This is a genomic window from Kribbella sp. CA-247076, assembly GCF_050942445.1.
Taxonomy (GTDB): Bacteria; Actinomycetota; Actinomycetes; order Propionibacteriales; family Kribbellaceae; genus Kribbella.
In genome coordinates, this window is the sequence record NZ_CP192051.1 from 3,006,259 (window position 1) to 3,024,531 (window position 18,273).

14 protein-coding genes are annotated in these 18,273 nt (G+C 71.8%); 13 read left to right on the top strand and 1 reads right to left on the bottom strand.

Features of this window, described 5'->3' with window-relative positions; genetic code table 11:
- Positions 1 to 149: 149 nt before the first annotated feature.
- From infB to ACQPYZ_RS14340, 9 genes are all read left to right on the top strand, one after another.
- Entirely contained in the window at positions 150 to 3,275 is a 3,126-nt protein-coding gene (gene infB, locus ACQPYZ_RS14300; RefSeq protein ID WP_433168276.1) for a translation initiation factor IF-2, read from the top strand.
- Positions 3,276 to 3,375: 100 nt separating this feature from the next.
- Complete coding sequence (gene rbfA / locus ACQPYZ_RS14305) at positions 3,376 to 3,813, top strand: 30S ribosome-binding factor RbfA (RefSeq protein WP_433168278.1); 438 nt, start codon at positions 3,376 to 3,378, stop codon at positions 3,811 to 3,813.
- Complete coding sequence (gene truB / locus ACQPYZ_RS14310) at positions 3,794 to 4,696, top strand: tRNA pseudouridine(55) synthase TruB (RefSeq protein WP_433168280.1); 903 nt, start codon at positions 3,794 to 3,796, stop codon at positions 4,694 to 4,696. The genes rbfA and truB overlap by 20 nt, the downstream gene beginning before the upstream one ends.
- Before the next feature lie 315 nt (positions 4,697 to 5,011).
- Positions 5,012 to 5,872, top strand: a complete 861-nt coding sequence (gene qcrC, locus ACQPYZ_RS14315) for a cytochrome bc1 complex diheme cytochrome c subunit (protein WP_433168282.1) — start codon at positions 5,012 to 5,014, stop codon at positions 5,870 to 5,872.
- Between the two features lie 75 nt (positions 5,873 to 5,947).
- Complete coding sequence (gene nhaC, locus ACQPYZ_RS14320; RefSeq protein WP_433168284.1) at positions 5,948 to 7,417, top strand: Na+/H+ antiporter NhaC; 1,470 nt, start codon at positions 5,948 to 5,950, stop codon at positions 7,415 to 7,417.
- Between the two features lie 9 nt (positions 7,418 to 7,426).
- Positions 7,427 to 8,872 carry a basic amino acid/polyamine antiporter gene (locus ACQPYZ_RS14325; protein ID WP_433168286.1) on the top strand — a complete coding sequence of 482 codons (1,446 nt, stop codon included), beginning with the start codon at positions 7,427 to 7,429 and terminating at the stop codon, positions 8,870 to 8,872.
- A 45-nt stretch (positions 8,873 to 8,917) separates the two neighbouring features.
- Positions 8,918 to 10,174: an arginine deiminase gene (locus ACQPYZ_RS14330; protein WP_433168288.1), complete on the top strand. Its 1,257-nt coding sequence runs from the start codon at positions 8,918 to 8,920 to the stop codon at positions 10,172 to 10,174.
- A 19-nt stretch (positions 10,175 to 10,193) separates the two neighbouring features.
- The gene (locus ACQPYZ_RS14335; RefSeq protein WP_433168290.1) at positions 10,194 to 11,162 is read left to right on the top strand and encodes a hypothetical protein; all 969 of its coding nucleotides are present in this window, start codon (positions 10,194 to 10,196) and stop codon (positions 11,160 to 11,162) included.
- A 79-nt stretch (positions 11,163 to 11,241) separates the two neighbouring features.
- Entirely contained in the window at positions 11,242 to 13,890 is a 2,649-nt protein-coding gene (locus ACQPYZ_RS14340; RefSeq protein WP_433168292.1) for a LuxR C-terminal-related transcriptional regulator, read from the top strand.
- On the opposite strand, the gene ACQPYZ_RS14345 is transcribed toward ACQPYZ_RS14340, so the two are convergent.
- On the bottom strand, positions 13,883 to 14,095 hold the full coding sequence (locus tag ACQPYZ_RS14345; RefSeq protein WP_433168294.1) for a hypothetical protein: 213 nt from the start codon (positions 14,093 to 14,095) through the stop codon (positions 13,883 to 13,885). The genes ACQPYZ_RS14340 and ACQPYZ_RS14345 overlap by 8 nt on opposite strands.
- Before the next feature lie 156 nt (positions 14,096 to 14,251).
- On the opposite strand from ACQPYZ_RS14345, the gene ACQPYZ_RS14350 reads away from it, so the two are divergent.
- Genes ACQPYZ_RS14350 through ACQPYZ_RS14365 form a run of 4 tightly spaced genes read left to right on the top strand, consistent with a single transcriptional unit; the run spans position 14,252 to position 18,266 of the window.
- Positions 14,252 to 15,289 (top strand): lysylphosphatidylglycerol synthase domain-containing protein, encoded by a 1,038-nt coding sequence (locus ACQPYZ_RS14350; protein WP_433168296.1) that lies wholly within the window; start codon positions 14,252 to 14,254, stop codon positions 15,287 to 15,289.
- Positions 15,290 to 15,342: 53 nt separating this feature from the next.
- A complete protein-coding gene (locus ACQPYZ_RS14355; protein ID WP_433168298.1) occupies positions 15,343 to 16,443 on the top strand; it encodes a S1C family serine protease in 1,101 nt (366 codons plus the stop codon).
- Between the two features lie 46 nt (positions 16,444 to 16,489).
- Complete coding sequence (locus tag ACQPYZ_RS14360) at positions 16,490 to 17,347, top strand: LLM class flavin-dependent oxidoreductase (RefSeq protein ID WP_433168300.1); 858 nt, start codon at positions 16,490 to 16,492, stop codon at positions 17,345 to 17,347.
- Between the two features lie 28 nt (positions 17,348 to 17,375).
- The gene (locus tag ACQPYZ_RS14365) at positions 17,376 to 18,266 is read left to right on the top strand and encodes an NAD-dependent protein deacetylase (RefSeq protein ID WP_433168302.1); all 891 of its coding nucleotides are present in this window, start codon (positions 17,376 to 17,378) and stop codon (positions 18,264 to 18,266) included.
- Positions 18,267 to 18,273: the final 7 nt, after the last annotated feature.

Below are 18,273 nucleotides of genomic sequence, written 5' to 3' on the forward strand. Positions count from 1 at the left end.
CACCCGGCCGCCCGCGACGAACGTCGCGACGACATGAAGGCGGGTCATCGACTCATGACCACTCGATGAGTGTCTACCGATGAGTGCAAAGCGATGAGCACGTACGTCAACTAACGGTCCGCGCCCAGGCTCGGACCAGAGGGAGAGTAGTGGCAAAGGTCCGGGTCTACGAGCTCGCGAAGGAGCTCGGAGTTACCAGCAAGGTCGTTCTGACCAGACTGAACGACATGGGCGAGTTCGTCCGATCGGCGTCCTCGACGATCGAGGCGCCGGTGGTCCGCAGGTTGGCGGAGGAGTTCGAGAAGAACCCGCCGAAGAAGCGTGCGGCCAAGAAGGCCGCCGCCAGCACGTCCGCCGCGCCGCAGGCGACCGCACCGGTCGCGCCTGCCGAGCCGGCGAAGAAGGCCGCGCCCGCGGCCCCGGCCGAGCGTCCCGCGCCGGCCGCCGAGGCGACCCCGGCTCCGGTGACCGCCGAGCCGACGGTCACCGAGAAGGCCACGCCGGCTCCGGCCAAGGCCGCGCCGTCCCCGGCCAGGCCGGGTCCGCGTCCTGGTCCCAAGCCGGGTCCGCGCCAGGAGACCGCTCCGGCGGCTCCGGCCGAGGCGCCCGCGCCGGCCGTCGAGGCGCCGGCCGCCAAGGCCTCTCCGGAGGCCCCGGCCCGTACGCCGGATCGGCCGGCCGCGCAGGCTACATCGGCTGGGCCGGCTGCCCCGACGTCGCAGCGTCCCGCTGCGGACTCCCCGGCCCGGCCCGCGCCGCGTCCGGGTGGTCAGGGTTCCGGTCCGCGTCCGGGGGCGCCGGGTGCGTCCCCGCGCCCGGGTGCCCCGCGTCCCGGCGCTCCGCGTCCGGGTGGCGCGCCGCGTCCCGGTGCGCCGGGTGGTCAGGCCGGTAGCGGCCGTCCGGGTGCTCCGCGTCCGGGCAACAACCCGTTCAGCTCGACCCAGGGCATGCAGCGCGGTGGCGCTCGCCCGGGTCCCGGCGGCGAGCGCGGTCCCGGCCAGGGTGCGAGCCCGGCCGGCATGCCGCCGCGTCCGCCGCAGGCCCGCGGTGGCGGCGGTAGCGACCGTCCGCGTCCGTCGGGTGTGCCCGGTGCGCCGCGGCCCAACCCGGCGATGATGCCGAAGTCCTCGGCCGGTACGTTCACCGGCCGCCCGTCCGGTCCCGGTGGTGGCGGCGGTGGCGGTGGCGGTCGTGGCCGTCCCGGCGGCGGTTCCGGCGGACCGGGTGCTGGTGCGCGCTCCGGCGGCGGCGGTGGCGGCGGTGGCGGCTTCCGTCCGGGTGGCGGCGGCCCGAGCGGCCCGCCCGGTGGCGGCGGTCGTCCGGGTCCGGGCAACCGCGGCCGCGGTGGCACCCAGGGTGCCTTCGGCCGTCCGGGTGGTCCGGCCCGTCGTGGCCGCAAGTCGAAGCGGGCCAAGCGCCAGGAGTTCGACAACATGCAGGCGCCGGCGGTCGGCGGCGTCCGGGTCAAGCACGGTGACGGCGAGGTCGTCCGGCTCGCCCGCGGCGCCTCGCTGACGGACTTCGCCGAGAAGGTCGGCGTCGACCCGGCGTCGCTCGTGCAGGTGCTGTTCCACCTCGGCGAGATGGTGACCGCGACCCAGTCGGTCAACGAGGAGACGCTGCAGCTGCTCGGCACCGAGCTGAACTACGACGTCCAGATCGTGTCCCCGGAGGACGAGGACCGCGAGCTGCTGCAGTCGTTCGACATCGAGTTCGGCGCCGACGACGGCGACGAGGCCGACCTGGCTCCGCGGCCGCCGGTGGTGACCGTGATGGGTCACGTCGACCACGGTAAGACGAAGCTGCTGGACGCGATCCGGATGGCGAACGTCGTGGCCGACGAGGCCGGCGGTATCACCCAGCACATCGGTGCGTACCAGGTGACCACCGAGGTGGACGGCGAGCAGCGGGCGATCACCTTCGTCGACACCCCGGGTCACGAGGCGTTCACCGCCATGCGTGCCCGTGGTGCGCAGGCCACCGACATCGTCATCCTGGTGGTCGCGGCCGACGACGGGGTGATGCCGCAGACGATCGAGGCGCTGAACCACGCCCGGGCGGCGGGTGTCCCGATCGTGGTCGCGGTGAACAAGATCGACGTCCCGGCGGCGGACCCGGCCAAGGTGCGCGGTCAGCTGACCGAGTACGGCCTGGTGCCCGAGGAGTACGGCGGCGACACGATGTTCGTCGACGTCTCGGCGAAGTCCCGGATCAACATCGAGGGCCTGCTCGAGGGCGTCGTGCTGACCGCGGACGCGGCGCTGGACCTGCGGGCCAACCCGGACATGCACGCCGAGGGCATCGCGATCGAGGCGAACCTCGACAAGGGCCGTGGTCCGGTGGCGACCGTGCTGGTGCAGCGCGGGACGCTCCGGGTCGGCGACTCGATGGTGGTCGGCCCGGCGTACGGCCGGGTCCGGGCCATGCTCGACGAGCACGGCAACAACGTCGAGGAGGCGACCCCGTCGCGTCCGGTCCTGGTGCTCGGCCTGACCGCCGTGCCGGGGGCCGGTGACAAGTTCCTGGTGGTCGACGACGACCGCCGGGCGCGGCAGATCGCGGAGAAGCGGGAAGCCCGTGCCCGGGCGGCGGCCAACGCGAAGCGTCGCGTCCGCCGTACCCTCGAGGACTTCATGGCCTCGATGGAGAAGGGCGAGGCCCAGGAGCTGCTGCTCATCCTCAAGGGCGACGTGTCCGGTTCGGTCGAGGCGCTGGAGGACGCGCTGGTCCGGATCGAGGTCGGCGACGAGGTGTCCCTGCGGATCATCGACCGCGGTGTCGGTGCGATCAACGAGAACGACGTCAACCTGGCCATCGCGTCGAACGCCGTCATCATCGGCTTCAACGTGCGGCCGGCGGGCAAGGCCGGTGACCTGGCCGAGCGCGAAGGCGTGGATGTCCGGTACTACTCGGTCATCTACTCGGCGATCGACGACATCGAGGCCGCGCTGAAGGGCATGCTCAAGCCGATCTACGAGGAGGCCACCCTCGGCCAGGCGGAGATCCGGGAGATCTTCCGCTCCTCGAAGGTGGGCAACATCGCCGGTTGCTGGGTGACCAGTGGAGTCATCCGCCGCAACGCCAAGGTCCGGTTGATCCGGGACGGCGCGGTGGTGGTCGACAACACCGAGCTGTCGTCGCTGAAGAGGTTCAAGGACGACGCGTCCGAGGTCCGGGAGGGCTTCGAGTGCGGTCTGACCATCAACAACTTCAACGACATCAAGATCGGCGACGTCGTGGAGTCCTTCGAGCTGCGCGAGAAGCCGCGCAACTGATCCGCTGACGGTGGCCCGGCGCGTGCCGGGCCACCGGAGTAACGTCCGGGGAGGCGATGGTCTCTCCGGACGTTACGCATGAATGAGGGAGTGAGCCCTGATGGGTGAAGCAAGGGCGAAGCAGCTGGCCGACCGGATCCAGGTGCTGGTGGCGGAGCTGCTCGAGCGCCGGGTGAAGGACCCCCGGCTGGGGTTCGTCACGGTGACGGACGCCCGGCTGACCGGCGACCTGCGCGAGGCGAGCATCTTCTACACGGTGTACGGCGACGAGCAGGCGCGCGCCTCGACCGCGGCCGCCCTGGAGTCGGCCCGCGGGCTGATCCGCAGCGAGGTCGGCAAGGCCCTCGGCCTGCGGCACACCCCGAGCGTGGCGTTCTTCCTGGACGCCGTCCCCGAGACCGCCGGGCACATCGAGGACCTGCTGGCCAAGGCCCGGGAGGCCGACGCCGAGGTGGCCAAGGCGGCCGCCCAGGCCAAGCCGGCCGGCGAGGCCGACCCGTACAAGCACCGCGGGGACGATGACGCCGACGACGAGTGAGGGTACGCCGGTCGTTGCCGACGGCATCGTCGTCGTCGACAAGCCGGCCGGGCTGACCTCGCACACCGTGGTCGCCCGGATCCGTCGGCTGGCCGGCACCCGCAAGGTCGGCCACGCGGGCACGCTGGACCCGATGGCGACCGGCGTCCTGGTCGTCGGGCTGAACCGCGCGACCCGGCTGCTCGGCCACCTCCAGCTGGCGGACAAGTCGTACGACGCGACCGTCCTGCTCGGCGCGACCACGACGACCGACGACGCCGAGGGCGAGATCCTCACCACCGCGCCGGTCGACGGGATCACCGCCGAGGCGATCGAGGCCGCGGTGGCCGGCTTCCGGGGCGAGATCTCGCAGGTGCCGTCGAAGGTGTCCGCGATCAAGGTCGACGGCCGGCGCGCGTACGAACGCGTCCGGGCCGGCGAGGAGGTCGCGCTCAAGGCGCGGAACGTCACGGTGTCCCGGTACGACGTCGTCGACGTCCGCACCGGGCCGTCCGGGCTAGAGGTGGACATCTCGGTCGACTGCTCCAGCGGGACGTACATCCGGGCGCTCGCCCGGGACCTCGGCGCCGAGCTCGGCGTCGGCGGTCACCTCACCGCGCTGCGTCGTACCCGGGTCGGGTCCTTCGGCCTGCCGGTCGCGCACACGCTGGAGTCTTTGGCGCGGTCGTTCGAGTGGCTGCCGATCGCGGAAGTTGCCGCAGGCACCTTTCCCCGGTACGACGCCAACGCCGAGCAGGCCGCCGCGATCCGCACCGGCCGGCCGTTGCCCGGCCTGAAACTGCCCGCCGGGCAGACGGCGATGTTCGATCCCAGCGGCACCTTCCTGGCCCTGTACGAAGCCCACGGCCCGGTGGCGAAACCCACCGCGGTCTTCGTCGGGTAGCTACCCCCGGCGTGAGCCCGCCTGGCGGTTCCCGGACAGCGTCGGCGACCGGCCGGGGCAACGAGGCGACGCTCGTGGGGGAGAGTCGCAGGCCCTGCGCTGCCGGCCTGGCCGTCCGGGTAGTGGGGTAATCACCGCCAGGCGAACACCTCAACCCTACGGGCTCCGGACCGGACGGTACCGGAATGTGGAGCAAGTGCACCGCTGAGCGGACGCGCCCCGCCCGGTTCGGGTGACCCCGTGGAGAGCCCGACGGTTTATGGTGGCGGCATCGCGGTCGCGATCGGCGACCCGGGGCGGGTAGGGATCAAACGATTGTCTGCAGCACGTCCGCGCTCGGCGCGACGACGGCACCGGTCGGCCGGTCTCGTCGTACTCCTGCTCGGCCTGCTGGCCGTCGGTTCGGCGTACGCCGCCGTCGTACCGGACGCCGCGGTCGCGGACCGCTCCTCCCAGTCGCAGACGATCGAGGAGGGCCGCAAGCTCTTCGCGGTCGGGTGTTCCAGCTGCCACGGTCTGAACGCCGAGGGCGCCGGCAACGGTGAGGGCGAGCTGGCCGGTCCGTCGCTGATCGGCGTCGGGGCGGCCGCGGTCGACTTCCAGGTCGGTACCGGCCGGATGCCCGCGGTGCAGCCGGGTGCCCAGATCCCGCAGAAGCCACCGTCGTACACGCAGGAGGAGATCGAGGCGCTCTCGGCGTACGTCGCCTCGCTGGCTCCCGGACCGGCGGTGCCGGCCGAGGAGTCGTTTGACGTCAGCAACGTGACGGACGAGCAGATCACCCGCGGCGGCGAGCTGTTCCGCACCAACTGCACGGCGTGCCACAACTTCGCCGGCAAGGGCGGCGCGCTGCCGAACGGCCGGTACGCGCCCTCGCTGATGGACAGCACGCCGCGGCACATCTACCAGGCGATGCTGACCGGTCCGCAGCAGATGCCGGTCTTCTCCGACCAGGTGCTGCAGCCGGAGGACAAGCGCGACATCATCGCCTACATCGTCGCGCTGCAGGAGCAGAAGGATCCCGGTGGTTTCGGTCTCGGCCGGCTCGGTCCGGTGTCCGAGGGCCTGTGGGGCTGGCTGGTCGGCATCGGCCTGCTGGTCGCGGTGGCCGTCTGGATCGGCGCCAAGGGCATGAAGGCGAAGGGGAGGACACCGGACACGCCGGAGAAGGGCTGACCGCCGCGGAGACGGCGAGGGAATCACCCGATCCAGGTGATCAGCCGGCGCCGTGCCGTCGGCATAGTGCGAGGCGTGGCCACCGCAGACCCGCCCGTTCGGGTTCCGTCGTTGTTCGACGCGGCCGTGCCGCTGCTGGCGCTCGCGGTGCTGATCGGTGGCTCGATCGCGCTGTTCGGCCTGGACGCGCTGGACGGACCGATCCAGGCCGCGCTGGTGCTGTGCGCCCTGATCGCGGCGCTGATCGCGCTGAAGAACGGCCACAGCTGGGAAGCGATCCAGCGGGCCGCGCAGGGCGCGCTGTCCTCGGTCACCAGCGCGATCTTCATCCTGCTCGCGGTCGGCGCGCTGATCGGGATCTGGAACCTCTCCGGCACCATCCCGACGCTGGTGTACTACGGCATCCAGGTGCTGTCACCCGGGTGGTACTACGCGGCGACCGCGCTGATCTGTGGCGTCATCGCGATGAGCATCGGCAGTTCCTGGACCACCGCCGGCACGATCGGCGTCGGGCTGGTCGGGATCGCGCTGATGCTCGGGGTGTCGCCGGCCGTCACCGCCGGCGCGGTGATCTCGGGTGCCTACCTCGGGGACAAGCTGTCACCGCTCTCGGAGACGACCATCCTGACCGCGCAGATGGTCAAGGTGGACGTCTACGAGCACATCAAGCGGCAGGCCTGGACGTCGGTTCCGGCCTTCGTGATCGCGGTCGTGGTGTTCCTGTTCCTCGGGCTGGTCTCCGGGCCGTCGGTGAACGACACGGTCGCGACCACGACCGAACTGGCGAAGCTCGGGGAGATCTACCGGATCACGCCGGTGAACCTGGTGCCGTTGCTGCTGCTCGCGTACCTGTCGATCAGCAAGGTCCCGGCCACGCTCGCACTGATGGCGTCGGCGCTGTTCGCCGGGATCCTCGGTGCGTTCCTGCAGCCGGAGGTCATGCGCGACTTCGTCGGCGGCGCTGGCAACGTCGTGATCGAGTCGGTCAAGGGCATCTGGCGGGCGATGGCCAACGGGTTCGAGATCAACTCCGGGATCGGCGAGATCGACGGGCTGCTGTCACGCGGCGGGATGGACAGCATGCTGCTGACGCTGTGGCTGATCATGGCCGCGGTCACCTTCGGCGCGCTGCTCGAGGAGTTCGGGCTGATCGGCCGGCTGGTCGACCCGATGATCCACGCGGCCAAGAGCACCGGCCGGCTGTACCTCACGGTGTTCGCGTCCGCCTTCGGCCTGAACGTGGTCGCCGGCGACCAGTACATCGCGCTCGTGCTGCCGTCCCGGATCTTCCGGGCGGAGTTCGCCCGGCGCGGCCTCGCGCCGACCAACCTGTCCCGGCTGGCCGCCGACAGCGGCACGGTCACGTCGCCGTTGGTCCCGTGGAACTCGTGCGGCGCGTTCATGGGCGCCGTCCTCGGCGTACCGACGCTGCTCTACCTGCCGTACTGCGTGTTCAACATCGCGAGCCCGACGTTGAGCGTGCTGTACGGCGTGACCGGTTTCAAGATCGAGAAAGTCGAGCCGGCGGACGTCCCGTCCGCCTAGGAGGAAGTGATGGCCGGCGCAGACACCGTCTCGACCACGTCGTCGGCGCAGAAGCTGACGTTCCTGACCATGACCGCGATGGTCGTGGGCTCGATGGTGGGTGCGGGCGTGTTCTCGCTGCCGCGCCGGTTCGCGCAGGAGACCGGCGTCGCCGGGGCGCTGGTCGCCTGGGCGATCGCCGGCACCGGCATGCTGATGCTCGCCTTCGTCTTCCAGACCCTCGCGGTCCGCAAGCCGGACCTCGACGCCGGCGTCTATGCCTACGCCAAGGCGGGCTTCGGCGAGTACCTCGGCTTCTTCTCCGCGTTCGGCTACTGGGCCAGCGCGTGCGTCGGCAACGTGACCTACTGGGTGCTGATCATGTCGACCGTCGGCGCCCTGTGGCCGGCCCTCGGCGACGGCGACACGGTGACCGCCGCCGTGCTGTCGACCGTCGGCATCTGGGTGTTCTACCTGCTGATCCGGCGGGGCGTGCAGGAGGCCGCGATCATCAACCGGATCGTCACCGTGGCCAAACTGGTGCCGATCCTGGTCTTCATCCTGATCGCCGCGATCTACCTCGACCCGAAGGTCTTCGCGGACAACTTCAGCGGGACCGGGAACTACGGGTCGCTGTACGACCAGGTCACCGGCACGATGCTGGTCACCGTCTTCGTGTTCCTCGGGGTCGAGGGTGCGAGCGTCTACTCGCGGCACGCGAAACGCCGCGAGGACGTCGGCCGGGCCACCGTGCTCGGCCTGCTCAGCGTGCTGGCCGTCTTCGCCTCGGTGACGGTGGTGTCCTACGGCATCCTGCCGATCAGCGAGATCTCCCAGCTGCGCCAGCCGTCGATGGCCGGCGTGCTCGAGTCGGCGGTCGGCAACTGGGGCGAGGTTTTCGTCAGCGTCGGCCTGATCGTCTCCGTGCTGGGCGCGTACCTGGCCTGGACGCTGATGTCCGCCGAGGTGCTGTTCGTGGCCGCGCTGGACGACGACATGCCCCGGTTCCTGCGCCGGTCGAACGCGGCCGACGTACCGACCGCGGCGTTGCTGATGACAACGATCCTGATCCAGGTCGTGCTGGTGGTGACGATGTTCTCCGAGGACGCGTTCAACTTCGCCCTCGACCTGACCAGCGCCCTCAGCCTGATCCCGTTCCTGCTCGCGGCCGGATATGCGCTGAAGCTGGCGGTGACCCGGGAGACGTACACCGACGCGCCGGCGGGCCACACCCGCGAACTGGTCGTCGGCGCGCTGGCGACGATCTACACCGCGTTCCTGCTGTACGCCGCCGGGCCCAGGTTCATCCTGCTGTCGTTCATCATCTACGCGCCCGCCAGCATCCTGTTCGTGATGGCCCGCCGGGAGCAGGGCCGCCGGCTGTTCACCCCGGGCGAGCTCGTCCTGCTCGTCGTCTCGATCCTCGGCGCCGCGCTCGGCGTCGTCGCCCTCGCGGCCGGCTGGATCTCGATCTGATCCGCCGGGCCGGCCGACCACCATCCGCGCAAGGAGTCCATCCGCATGACCAGTCACGACCCCACCTCGACGTACGGCGTCCACTCCGAAGTCGGCCGGCTGCGCAAGGTTCTCGTCTGCTCACCCGGTCTGGCCCACCGCCGGCTCACTCCGACCAACGCCGACGACCTGCTGTTCGACGACGTGATGTGGGTGGAGAACGCCCAGCGCGACCACGCCGACTTCGTCAACAAGCTGATGAACCGCGGGGTCGACGTGGTCGAACTGCACGACGTGCTCGCTCAGACGGTCGCGTCCGACGAGGCGCGCTCGTGGCTGCTCGACCGCAAGCTCCTGGTCAACGACGTCGGCCTCGGACTGGTCGACGGCACCCGGAGCTTCCTGGAGACGCTCGAGCCGCGACAGCTCGCGGAGTTCCTGATCGGCGGCCTCGCCACCTCGGACCTGCCGGAGGAGTACCGCACCGGGTACGTCGGCCTGGCCCGCGAGGGCACCGGCAGCCGGGAGTACCTGATGCCGCCGCTGCCCAACACGCTGTACACCCGCGACACGACCTGCTGGCTGTACGGCGGCGTGACGCTGAACCCGCTCTACTGGCCGGCCCGGCACGACGAGACCCTGCTGATGAAGGCGATCTACCAGTTCCACCCCGACTTCGCCGGCTCGACCGTGTGGTGGGGCGACCCGGAGCAGTCGTGGGGCCGGGCGACGTTCGAGGGCGGCGACATCATGCCGGTCGGGAACGGCGTCGTGCTGATGGGGATGAGCGAGCGGACCTCCCGGCAGGCGATCACCCAGGTCGCGGCCGCGCTGTTCGACAAGGGTGCGGCCGAGCACGTGATCGTGGCCGGGATGCCGAAGCTGCGGGCCGCGATGCACCTGGACACCGTGATGACGTTCGCGGACCGCGACATCGTCACGCTGTACCCGACGATCATGGACGGCGTGCACACGTTCTCGCTGCGGCCGGCGGACCGCGCGCCGGGCGTGGACGTGGTCGACGAGGGGTCGCGGCGGTTCGTCGACGTCGTCGCCGAGGCGCTCGGGCTCTCGGAGCTGCGGGTCCTGGAGACCGGCGGGGACGTGTACGAGTCCGAGCGGCAGCAGTGGGACAGCGGCAACAACGCGGTCGCGCTCGAGCCCGGGGTGGTCTTCACCTACGACCGCAACACCCGGACGAACACCCTGCTGCGCCAGGCCGGCGTCGAGGTGATCACCATCGTCGGCGCCGAGCTCGGCCGCGGCCGCGGCGGCGGCCACTGCATGACCTGCCCGATCATCCGCGACCCCGTCGACTTCTGACCGACCCACCCGCCGCGTCATGAACGACCCCGCCGGCGGTCGGCGATGGCGCAGTACGACGGCCGTCGTACTGCTCACGCTGTCGTGCCTGCTGGCGCCGCCGGCGGTCGCGGCCGTCTGGGCGTCGCAGCAGGTCACCGACACCGACCGGCACGTGGCGTCGGTCGCTCCACTGGCCGCCGACCCGGTGGTGCAACACGCGGTCGCGGACCGGGTGACGCACGAGATCCTGACCGCGGTCGACGTCCGCGCGATCACGACCGAAGCCCTGGACTCGGTGGCGAACGGGCTGCCGCCGCGGATCGAGGCGAACGTCCGGGCGCTGCGGGCGCCGTTGGCCGACGCTGTCGCCGACTTCATCCGGAGACAGGTGCTCGAGTTCGTCCGCAGTCCGGCCTTCGCCACCTTGTGGGCGCAGGCGAACCGGATCGCGCATGCGCGCCTGGTCGTCCTCCTGGAAGGACAGCAGGACCGGGTGGTGACCGCGCAGGCGGACTCGGTCACGCTCAACCTGGCGCCGGTCATCTCCGCGGTCAAGGAGCGGCTCCTGGCGGCCGGCTACAGCACCGCGCGCTTCATCCCGGTCGTGGACCGATCGGTCGTGCTGATGCAGTCGAGCGCGGTGACGAGGGCACAGGACGGGTTCGGGTTGCTGAACACCCTGCGGGCCTGGTTGCCGTTGACGACGTTCGCGCTGCTCGTCGCGGGGCTGTTCCTGGCCCGCGACCGGCGCCGGGCACTGGTCGGATGGTCGGCGGGCATCGTGGCCGGCATGGTCGCGCTGGCCCTCGCGGTCGCGGTCCTCCGAACGCGCTACCTGAACGCGTTGCCGACCGAGGCCCTGTCCCGCGACGCCGCGGGTGCCGTCTTCGACGTCCTGGTGGACTCGCTGCGGCGCGACCTGTGGCTGATCGGGGTGCTCGCGGTCGTCGTCGCCCTGGTCGCGTTCGGGGCCGGTCGCTTGCTTCGCCGTCGCGTCGGCGCGTGACCGGCGCGCGCCGAGGCTTGCCATTCGGTGGGGTGTGGGCGGACTCTGAAGAGTGCCCGACGGAGGGGAGCTGGTGGGCATGGGCGGCGACTTTGCCCGGAAGACAGCGCAGTCGGGGGCAGCCGCTCGGGCGACCGCGCGGGCCGGTCCGCCCGCCGTTCGCGTCTGGGTCGAACGAACGGCGCTGATGCGCCTGCTCGACGACGCGCTCGCCCGGCCGGTCACCCTGGTGGTCGCGCCCGCCGGAACCGGCAAGACCCTCACCCTGGCCCGCTGGACCTCGGAACGGGCGGAGCTGCCGGTGACCTGGCTGACCTCGGGCAAGGACCTCGATCCGCACCGCTTCGCCAACCAGCTGCGGGTGGCGGCCGGCGTACGGCCGTTAGCGGGCCGGCCGCCACCGGCCGCACTGATCAGTCGGTCGGCCGACGACCTGATCGGCAAAGAGGCACAGCAGATCGTCGTCGTGGACGACGCCCACCTGATGGCCGCCCGGTGCTTCGCCCTCGTGGACGAGCTGCTGAACACGTGCCCGTCCGCGATCAGGCTCGTGCTGCTGTGCCGCTGGGATCCACCGATGGACCGGCTGATCCCGTCGCTCCAGGGCGACCTGTCGGTGATCCGCGGGCGCGCCTTCCAGATGTCGGCGCAGGAGTCCGCGGACCTGGTCCTGGCCCACGCTGAGGATCTCCCGCCCGAGGTGGTGGCGGCGATCGTACGGCGGGCCGGCGGCTGGGCCGCGGTGATCGCGCTCGCCGCTCGCACGGTCGCCGGGTTCCCGGATCCGATGCGGGTCGAGGAGTACCTGACCGAACGCGGTTGGGGACTCGCGGACCAGCTGGCCGGCCAGGTGTTCTCGACCCTGGCGGCCCGCACCCGGCATCTGCTGCTGTGCGTCGCGTTCGAGGAGACCGTGGACCCGGAGACGGCGGTGTGGCTGTCCGGGGATCCGGGCGCGGGGGAGTTGCTGGCGGAGCTGGAGGCGTCCGGTCTGCTGGTCAGCCGGGAGGACCGTGGCCGGGCGGGCGAGCCGGTCCGCTACCGGATCCACCCGTTGCTCTCGGAGGTACTGCGCCGGCAGGCACACGCCGGCGGGGTCGACGTGACGCGGGCTCGCGCGGTCCTCCGCCGGGCGGCCCGCTGGGACGCCACCCACGGCGACCTCGACCAAGGCTTCCGGCGGCTGGTCGCGGTCGAGGCGTGGGACGACGCCGTCCGGCTGATCGCCGACCACGGGGTCGAGCTGCTGATGCTCGGTCACGGTCCGCTGATCCGTACGGTCGCGCGGGCGGCACCGGAGACGGTGGACGCCGTACCTCGCACCTGGGCGATCCTGGCGATCGAGCGCCTGCTGCACGCCGACCAGGCCGGCGCCCGGCACTGGACCGATCGCCTCGACGGCGAGGAGTCCTTGGCCCGCTCGGCCGATGTGGCGTCGTTGCGACTCGTGCAGGCGTGGTCGGATCGCCGTACCCTCGCGGCCGAGGTCGACCAGGCCACCCGCCTCGTGAACGCGTCCGGCGATGCCACGGCCACCAGCGCGCCGCACGCCTGGTTGCTGGCCGAGCTCGGGTCGGCCGAGAACTGGCTCGGCCGGCTTGCGCAGGCCCACGGTCACCTGCGGCAGGCGGCCGCGATCGCGAGGTCGCTCGGCCTGACCAGGCTGGTCGCGTCCGCGCTGTCCCACCTGGCGATGACCGAGTACATGGTGGGCCGGGACCAGAACTGCCTCGTGCTGGCCAACCGCGCACTGCAGTTGGCGCCGGCCGCCGCGCAGGACGGTACCTACACCCGTGCCCGGATCGCGCAGGAGCTGGCCCGGCCGAGCTCGACGGACCTGTCGGATCTGGTCGAAGCGCCCGGGCCACTCGATCCGACGACCGCGGTGTGGAAGCTGATCCTGTCCGCCCGGCTCCGGCTCTCGTCCGGCGCGGTGGACGACGCGGCCGCGCTGCTCGACCTGCCGCCGGAGCTTCCGCCGGTCCCACCACACCTGGCCGCGGTCCTGATCGGGGAGCGCTGTCTGCGGGCGTTGATGCACAACGACCGCGAGGTGCTGGCCACTCTGGTGACCGAGTTCGGTCAGGTCGGGGCGGCCGCCGAGGCGGCCCTGGCCCGTGCGTTCCACGCCGACATCGGTGGTGACCGCCAGGCTGCCACCGCCGCGCTGGCACCGGTCCTCGACGGGGAGCTGCGGCAACTCCTGCCCACCACCCGCATCGTCGCCACGATCTACCAGGCGCAGCTGCAGGACAGCCTCGGCTACCGGACCGCGGCCGACGGCCTGGTGCTCGAGGCGGTCCGCGGGACCGCCGATCAGCGGATCGCCTGGCCGTTCCTCGGCTGGAGCATGAACGGTACGCCGACCCACGACCTGCTGCACCGGATCGCCGACCACAGCCCGACCCCGTGGTTGCTCGAGCTCTGCGCGTTCGTCGACGAGCGGGCCGGCTTCGCGGCGGTCATGCGGCGGGTGCGCCAGTCACCGCCGCCGAACTACGACCCGGAGCGCGCCGGCGCCGGGCTGGCCCACGTGCCCGGGCTGACCCACCGGGAGCACGACGTACTGCTCCAGCTGGCGAGTGGCGGCTCGTACGCCGACATCGCGGACGCCCTGTTCATCAGCGAGAACACCGTGAAGACGCACGTCTCCTCGCTGTACGCGAAGCTCGGGGCGACCCGGCGGAGCCGGGCGCTGAAGATCGCCCGGACGCTGCACCTCATCTGACCGTGTGGTCCGGTATCCGCACCAGCTCGACCAGGGTCACGCCCAGCGCGGTCAGGTGGTTGATGATGCCGGTCAGCTCGGCGGCGTCCTCGACCGGCCCGGTGAGTAGCGTCTGGGTCAGTTCGAGGTCGACGGAGAGCTGGGGGAACGCGGAGATCAGGCCGGGCGAGAGTTCGCCCTCGACTCGGAGCAGGTACTGGGTCATGACTCACCAACAGGGATTCGGCGTCTGTCTCATCGTCGGCGCTCGGGCAAGCCGGCGCTTCCCCCGCATCGGGCGAGGTTGTCGGCTCACCCGGAGCAGGGGAGGCCGGGGCCTGCGGACGGGGGGAGGATGGCCGGTGGCGGAAGGAGAGCCCGGATGAGGCGTCGGCCGTCTGGGACGTCGTCGCCGGGCACACCGCGCCGGTTCGTGTGGTGGGCGGTCCGGGTGCTGGCGGTCGGGGTCGTCGGCTGGCTGTTCCTCGTCCTGGTCCGTGGCATCGACTGGTCCGCGGTCGGCTTCGCCCTCACCCACCTGTCCGGCTGGCAGTACTTGCTCCTGCTGCTCCTGGCCTGCGCGCGGCTGGCCGTCCTGGCCGGGCCGTTGACCCTGCTGATCGCCGGGCTGCCCTACCACCGGTCGCTGATGAACGAGGCCGCCGGCGCGGCGGTGGCGACGATCGCTCCGGACCCGAGCGACGTGGTGGTCCGGCTGGCCATGTTCAAGTCCTGGCGCGTGGAGACCACGGCCGCGACCTCCGGGCTCGCGCTCCGGACGATCCTGTTCTACGTGATCCGGCTGGCCGCGCCGGTTCTGGGTCTCGCGGTCCTCTGGGCCGTTCACGGACTCGACACCGCGTTCGTCTGGTTCGCCGTACTGAGCTTCCTCGCTGCCGCGGTGCTGCTGGGCGGATTGCTGTTCGCGCTGCGAGCCGCGAGTACGGCGGCCGTCGTGGGCCGGCTCATCGGGACAGTGGTCGGCCGGGTCCGGCCGTCGGCTGGTGGACCTGAGGTCTGGACCGATCGGTTGGTGCAGTTCCAGGCGCACAGCGCCACCACCATGCGTCGGCGCGGTGCCGCGGCCGGTCTGAACCTGCTCGGGTACGCCGTCGTGGAGGCGATCGTGCTCGTGTGTTGCATGGCATTCGTGGGTGTCCGCCTGGACCTGGCGACGGCGGTGCTGATCGGCTGCGGCTTCCTGCTGGTGTACCCGATGTCCGGCCTGCCGATGATGGGGCTGGGCGTCCTGGACGCGGCGCTCATCACGTTCGTCACCGAGCACACCGCGGTCGAGTCGACGTACCTGGTGGCGGGAATGGTGGTCTGGCGGGTGGCGGCCCAGCTCTTCCCGGTCGTCGCCGGGCTGCTCACGCTGGCCTGGTGGCGCCGTTCCGACCGCGTGACCGCCGGCTCCTGATTTCGCCCTGGACGGGTGATGCCGGCCATCCCGCTTGGTGGTGACCATGAGGCATGACCGAGGCACCCCCGGAGAACGCGCCGCAGGGGCGGCGTTCGTGGCTGCAGTCCGACCGGTGGCCGCTGGTGGTTGCCCTGACCGTCATCTCGCTGGTCGCCCTGGTGGCGGCGGTCGGCTGGGCGCGCGGTGGCGACCGGCAGTGCGACGCCCGCTCGGTCGCCCGGACCGCGATGCCGTCGGTGGTCACCATCTACGTCCAGTCGAGCACCGGCGCCGGCAGCAACGGCTCGGGTGAGTTCCTCGACACCGACGGGCACATCCTGACCAACAACCACGTGATCTCGTCCGCCGTCGGCGGCGGCACGATCACCGTGCTGCGCCCGAACGGCGAGGAACTCAGCGCGACGCTGGTCGGCCGTGACATCCAGACCGACCTCGCGGTCATCTCGGTCACCCCGAAGTCGACGGTGGTGCCGATCGAGTTCGGGCCGCCGCCGTCGGTCGGTGACCAGGTGTTCGCGATCGGCGCTCCGCTGGGGCTGACGGACTCGATCACGTCCGGCGTGGTGAGCGCGCTCGGCCGGTCGACCCGGGTCCCGGCGGACAACAACACCACGGCGCTGCTGACGTCCGCGATCCAGACCGACGCGTCCATCAACCCGGGCAACAGCGGCGGGACGCTGGCGGACTGCGAGGGCCGGCTGGTCGGCGTACCCACCGCGGGGGCGACCGCCAACGACTCCCGCGGCGAGCCGGTCGCCGGGAGCATCGGCCTCGGGTTCGCGATCCCGGCGCCGACGGCCCGGACGATCGCGGACCGGCTGATGGCCGACGGCCGGGTCGTCCACGGGTACTTCGGGCTGGCCGTCGTACCGATCTCGCGGGGGGACAGCGTGATCGCGCCGGACGCGCTGTACGTCTCGTCCGCGCCACCCGGCGGACCCGCCGCGGCGGCCGGTCTTCGGCGCAGCGACGTGATCACCAAGCTCGACGGCAAGGCCGTCAGCAGCGGCGACCAGGTGCAGGAGATCTCGCTGAACAAGCAGCCGGGTGCGACCGTGACGGTCGACTTCGAGCGCGGCGGGGAGGCCCGGTCGACGACGATCACGCTCGGCCCGCAGCCGGACCCGACCGCCGGGCGGCCGGCCGGCTGACTCGTCCCGCAGCTGGTTGTCGGTGGCGGCCGTTAGCGTCTGGGAGATGAGATACGGCTTCGTGATGGCGTACGGCGATGCGCGGGCGGCTGCCGAGTTGGCGGCGCTGGCGGAGGAGCACGGGTGGGACGGGTTCTTCGTCTGGGAGTCGGTGTGGGGCATCGACGCCTGGGCGATGCTGGCCGCGGCCGCGATGACGACCGACCGGATCCGGCTGGGGACGATGCTGACCCCGCTGCCGCGGCGGAAACCGTGGGACCTGGCCGGCCAGACCTCGACGGTGGACAACCTGAGCAACGGGCGGGTGACGCTGTCGGTCGGGCTCGGTGTCGCCGGTGACGACCGGTTCTGGCTGTTCGAGGACGATCCGGGCCGCAAGGTGCGGGCCGAGCTGATGGACGAGTCGCTGGAGATGCTGCAGCACCTGTGGCGCGACCAGCCGTTCGAGTACGCCGGGAAGCACTTCCGCTCCCGCAAGATCGCCGGCCTGATGCCGCCGGCGCCGCCGCCACCGGTGCAGCAGCCGCGGATCCCCACCTGGGTGGTCGGCGCGTGGCCGCGACCGAAGTCGATGCGGCGCGCCGCCCTGCAGGACGGCTGGCTGCCGAACTACGTCGTACCGCCCGGGGCGGAGCCTGGCGAGTGGAGTCCCGGCCTGTTGGCCGAGGGAGTCGAGTGGATCCGCCGCGAACGCGCCGAGCACGGCCTCACCATGGACGGGTACGACGTCGTCGCCGAAGGCACCACCGCCGCCGACGACCCGAAGGCGGCCGACACCGTCCGCCCGTGGGCCGACGCCGGCGCGACCTGGTGGATCGACGCCGACTGGTCGTCGATGGACCCGGCGAAGGTCCGCGCCGCCGCCGAACGCCGCCTCACCGCAGGCCCGCCAAGAGTCAGCTGAGCTGGGCTGCCCTGGTTACGCTGGGAGGGTGCGTTCGCGTCCGACACTCCAGTGGCAACCCGGTCCGGACGTGTTGGCGCTCGAGCCTGGGTCGACGGACATCACGCCGGTCGCGGAAGTGGTGGCCGGCGGCGACGTCGTCGTACTGACCGGTGCCGGGATCTCCACCGAGTCCGGCATCCCGGACTACCGCGGCGAGACCGGCAGCCTCCGGACGCACACCCCGATGACGTACGGCGACTTCGTGGCGAGCGTCTCCGGCCGGCAGCGGTACTGGGCCCGCAGCCACCTCGGCTGGCGCACGATCGCCCGCGCCGCCCCGAACGCGGGCCACCGGGCGGTTGCGGCGCTACAGGCCCGCGGCTACCTGACCGGCGTCATCACCCAGAACGTCGACGGTCTGCACCAGGCCGCCGGCGCCGGCGACGTGATCGAGCTGCACGGCAATCTCGACCGGGTCATCTGCCTGAACTGCCGGACGACGTCGGCGCGCGAGACCCTGGACCGACGTCTCCGGGCCGCGAACCCGGAGTTCGAGGCCGAGGTGACCCGGATCAACCCCGACGGCGACGCGGAGCTGCCCGATCAGGCCGTCCGCGGCTTCCGGGTCGTGGACTGCACGGTCTGCGGCGGCGTCCTGAAACCCGACGTGGTGTTCTTCGGCGAGAACGTGCCCAAGCCGCGGGTCGAACGTTGCTACCGCCTGATCGACGACGCCGCGGCCATGCTCGTGCTCGGGTCGTCCCTGACGGTGATGTCCGGCTTCCGCTTCGTCCGGCACGCGGCCAAGGCCGGCAAGCCGGTGCTGATCGTCAACCAGGGCATCACCCGTGGCGACCCGTACGCCGCCCACCGCGTCGACCTCCCGCTCGGCCGCGCGCTGACCGAGCTGACCGACCGGCTGTCGGGCCGGCTGTAAAACACCG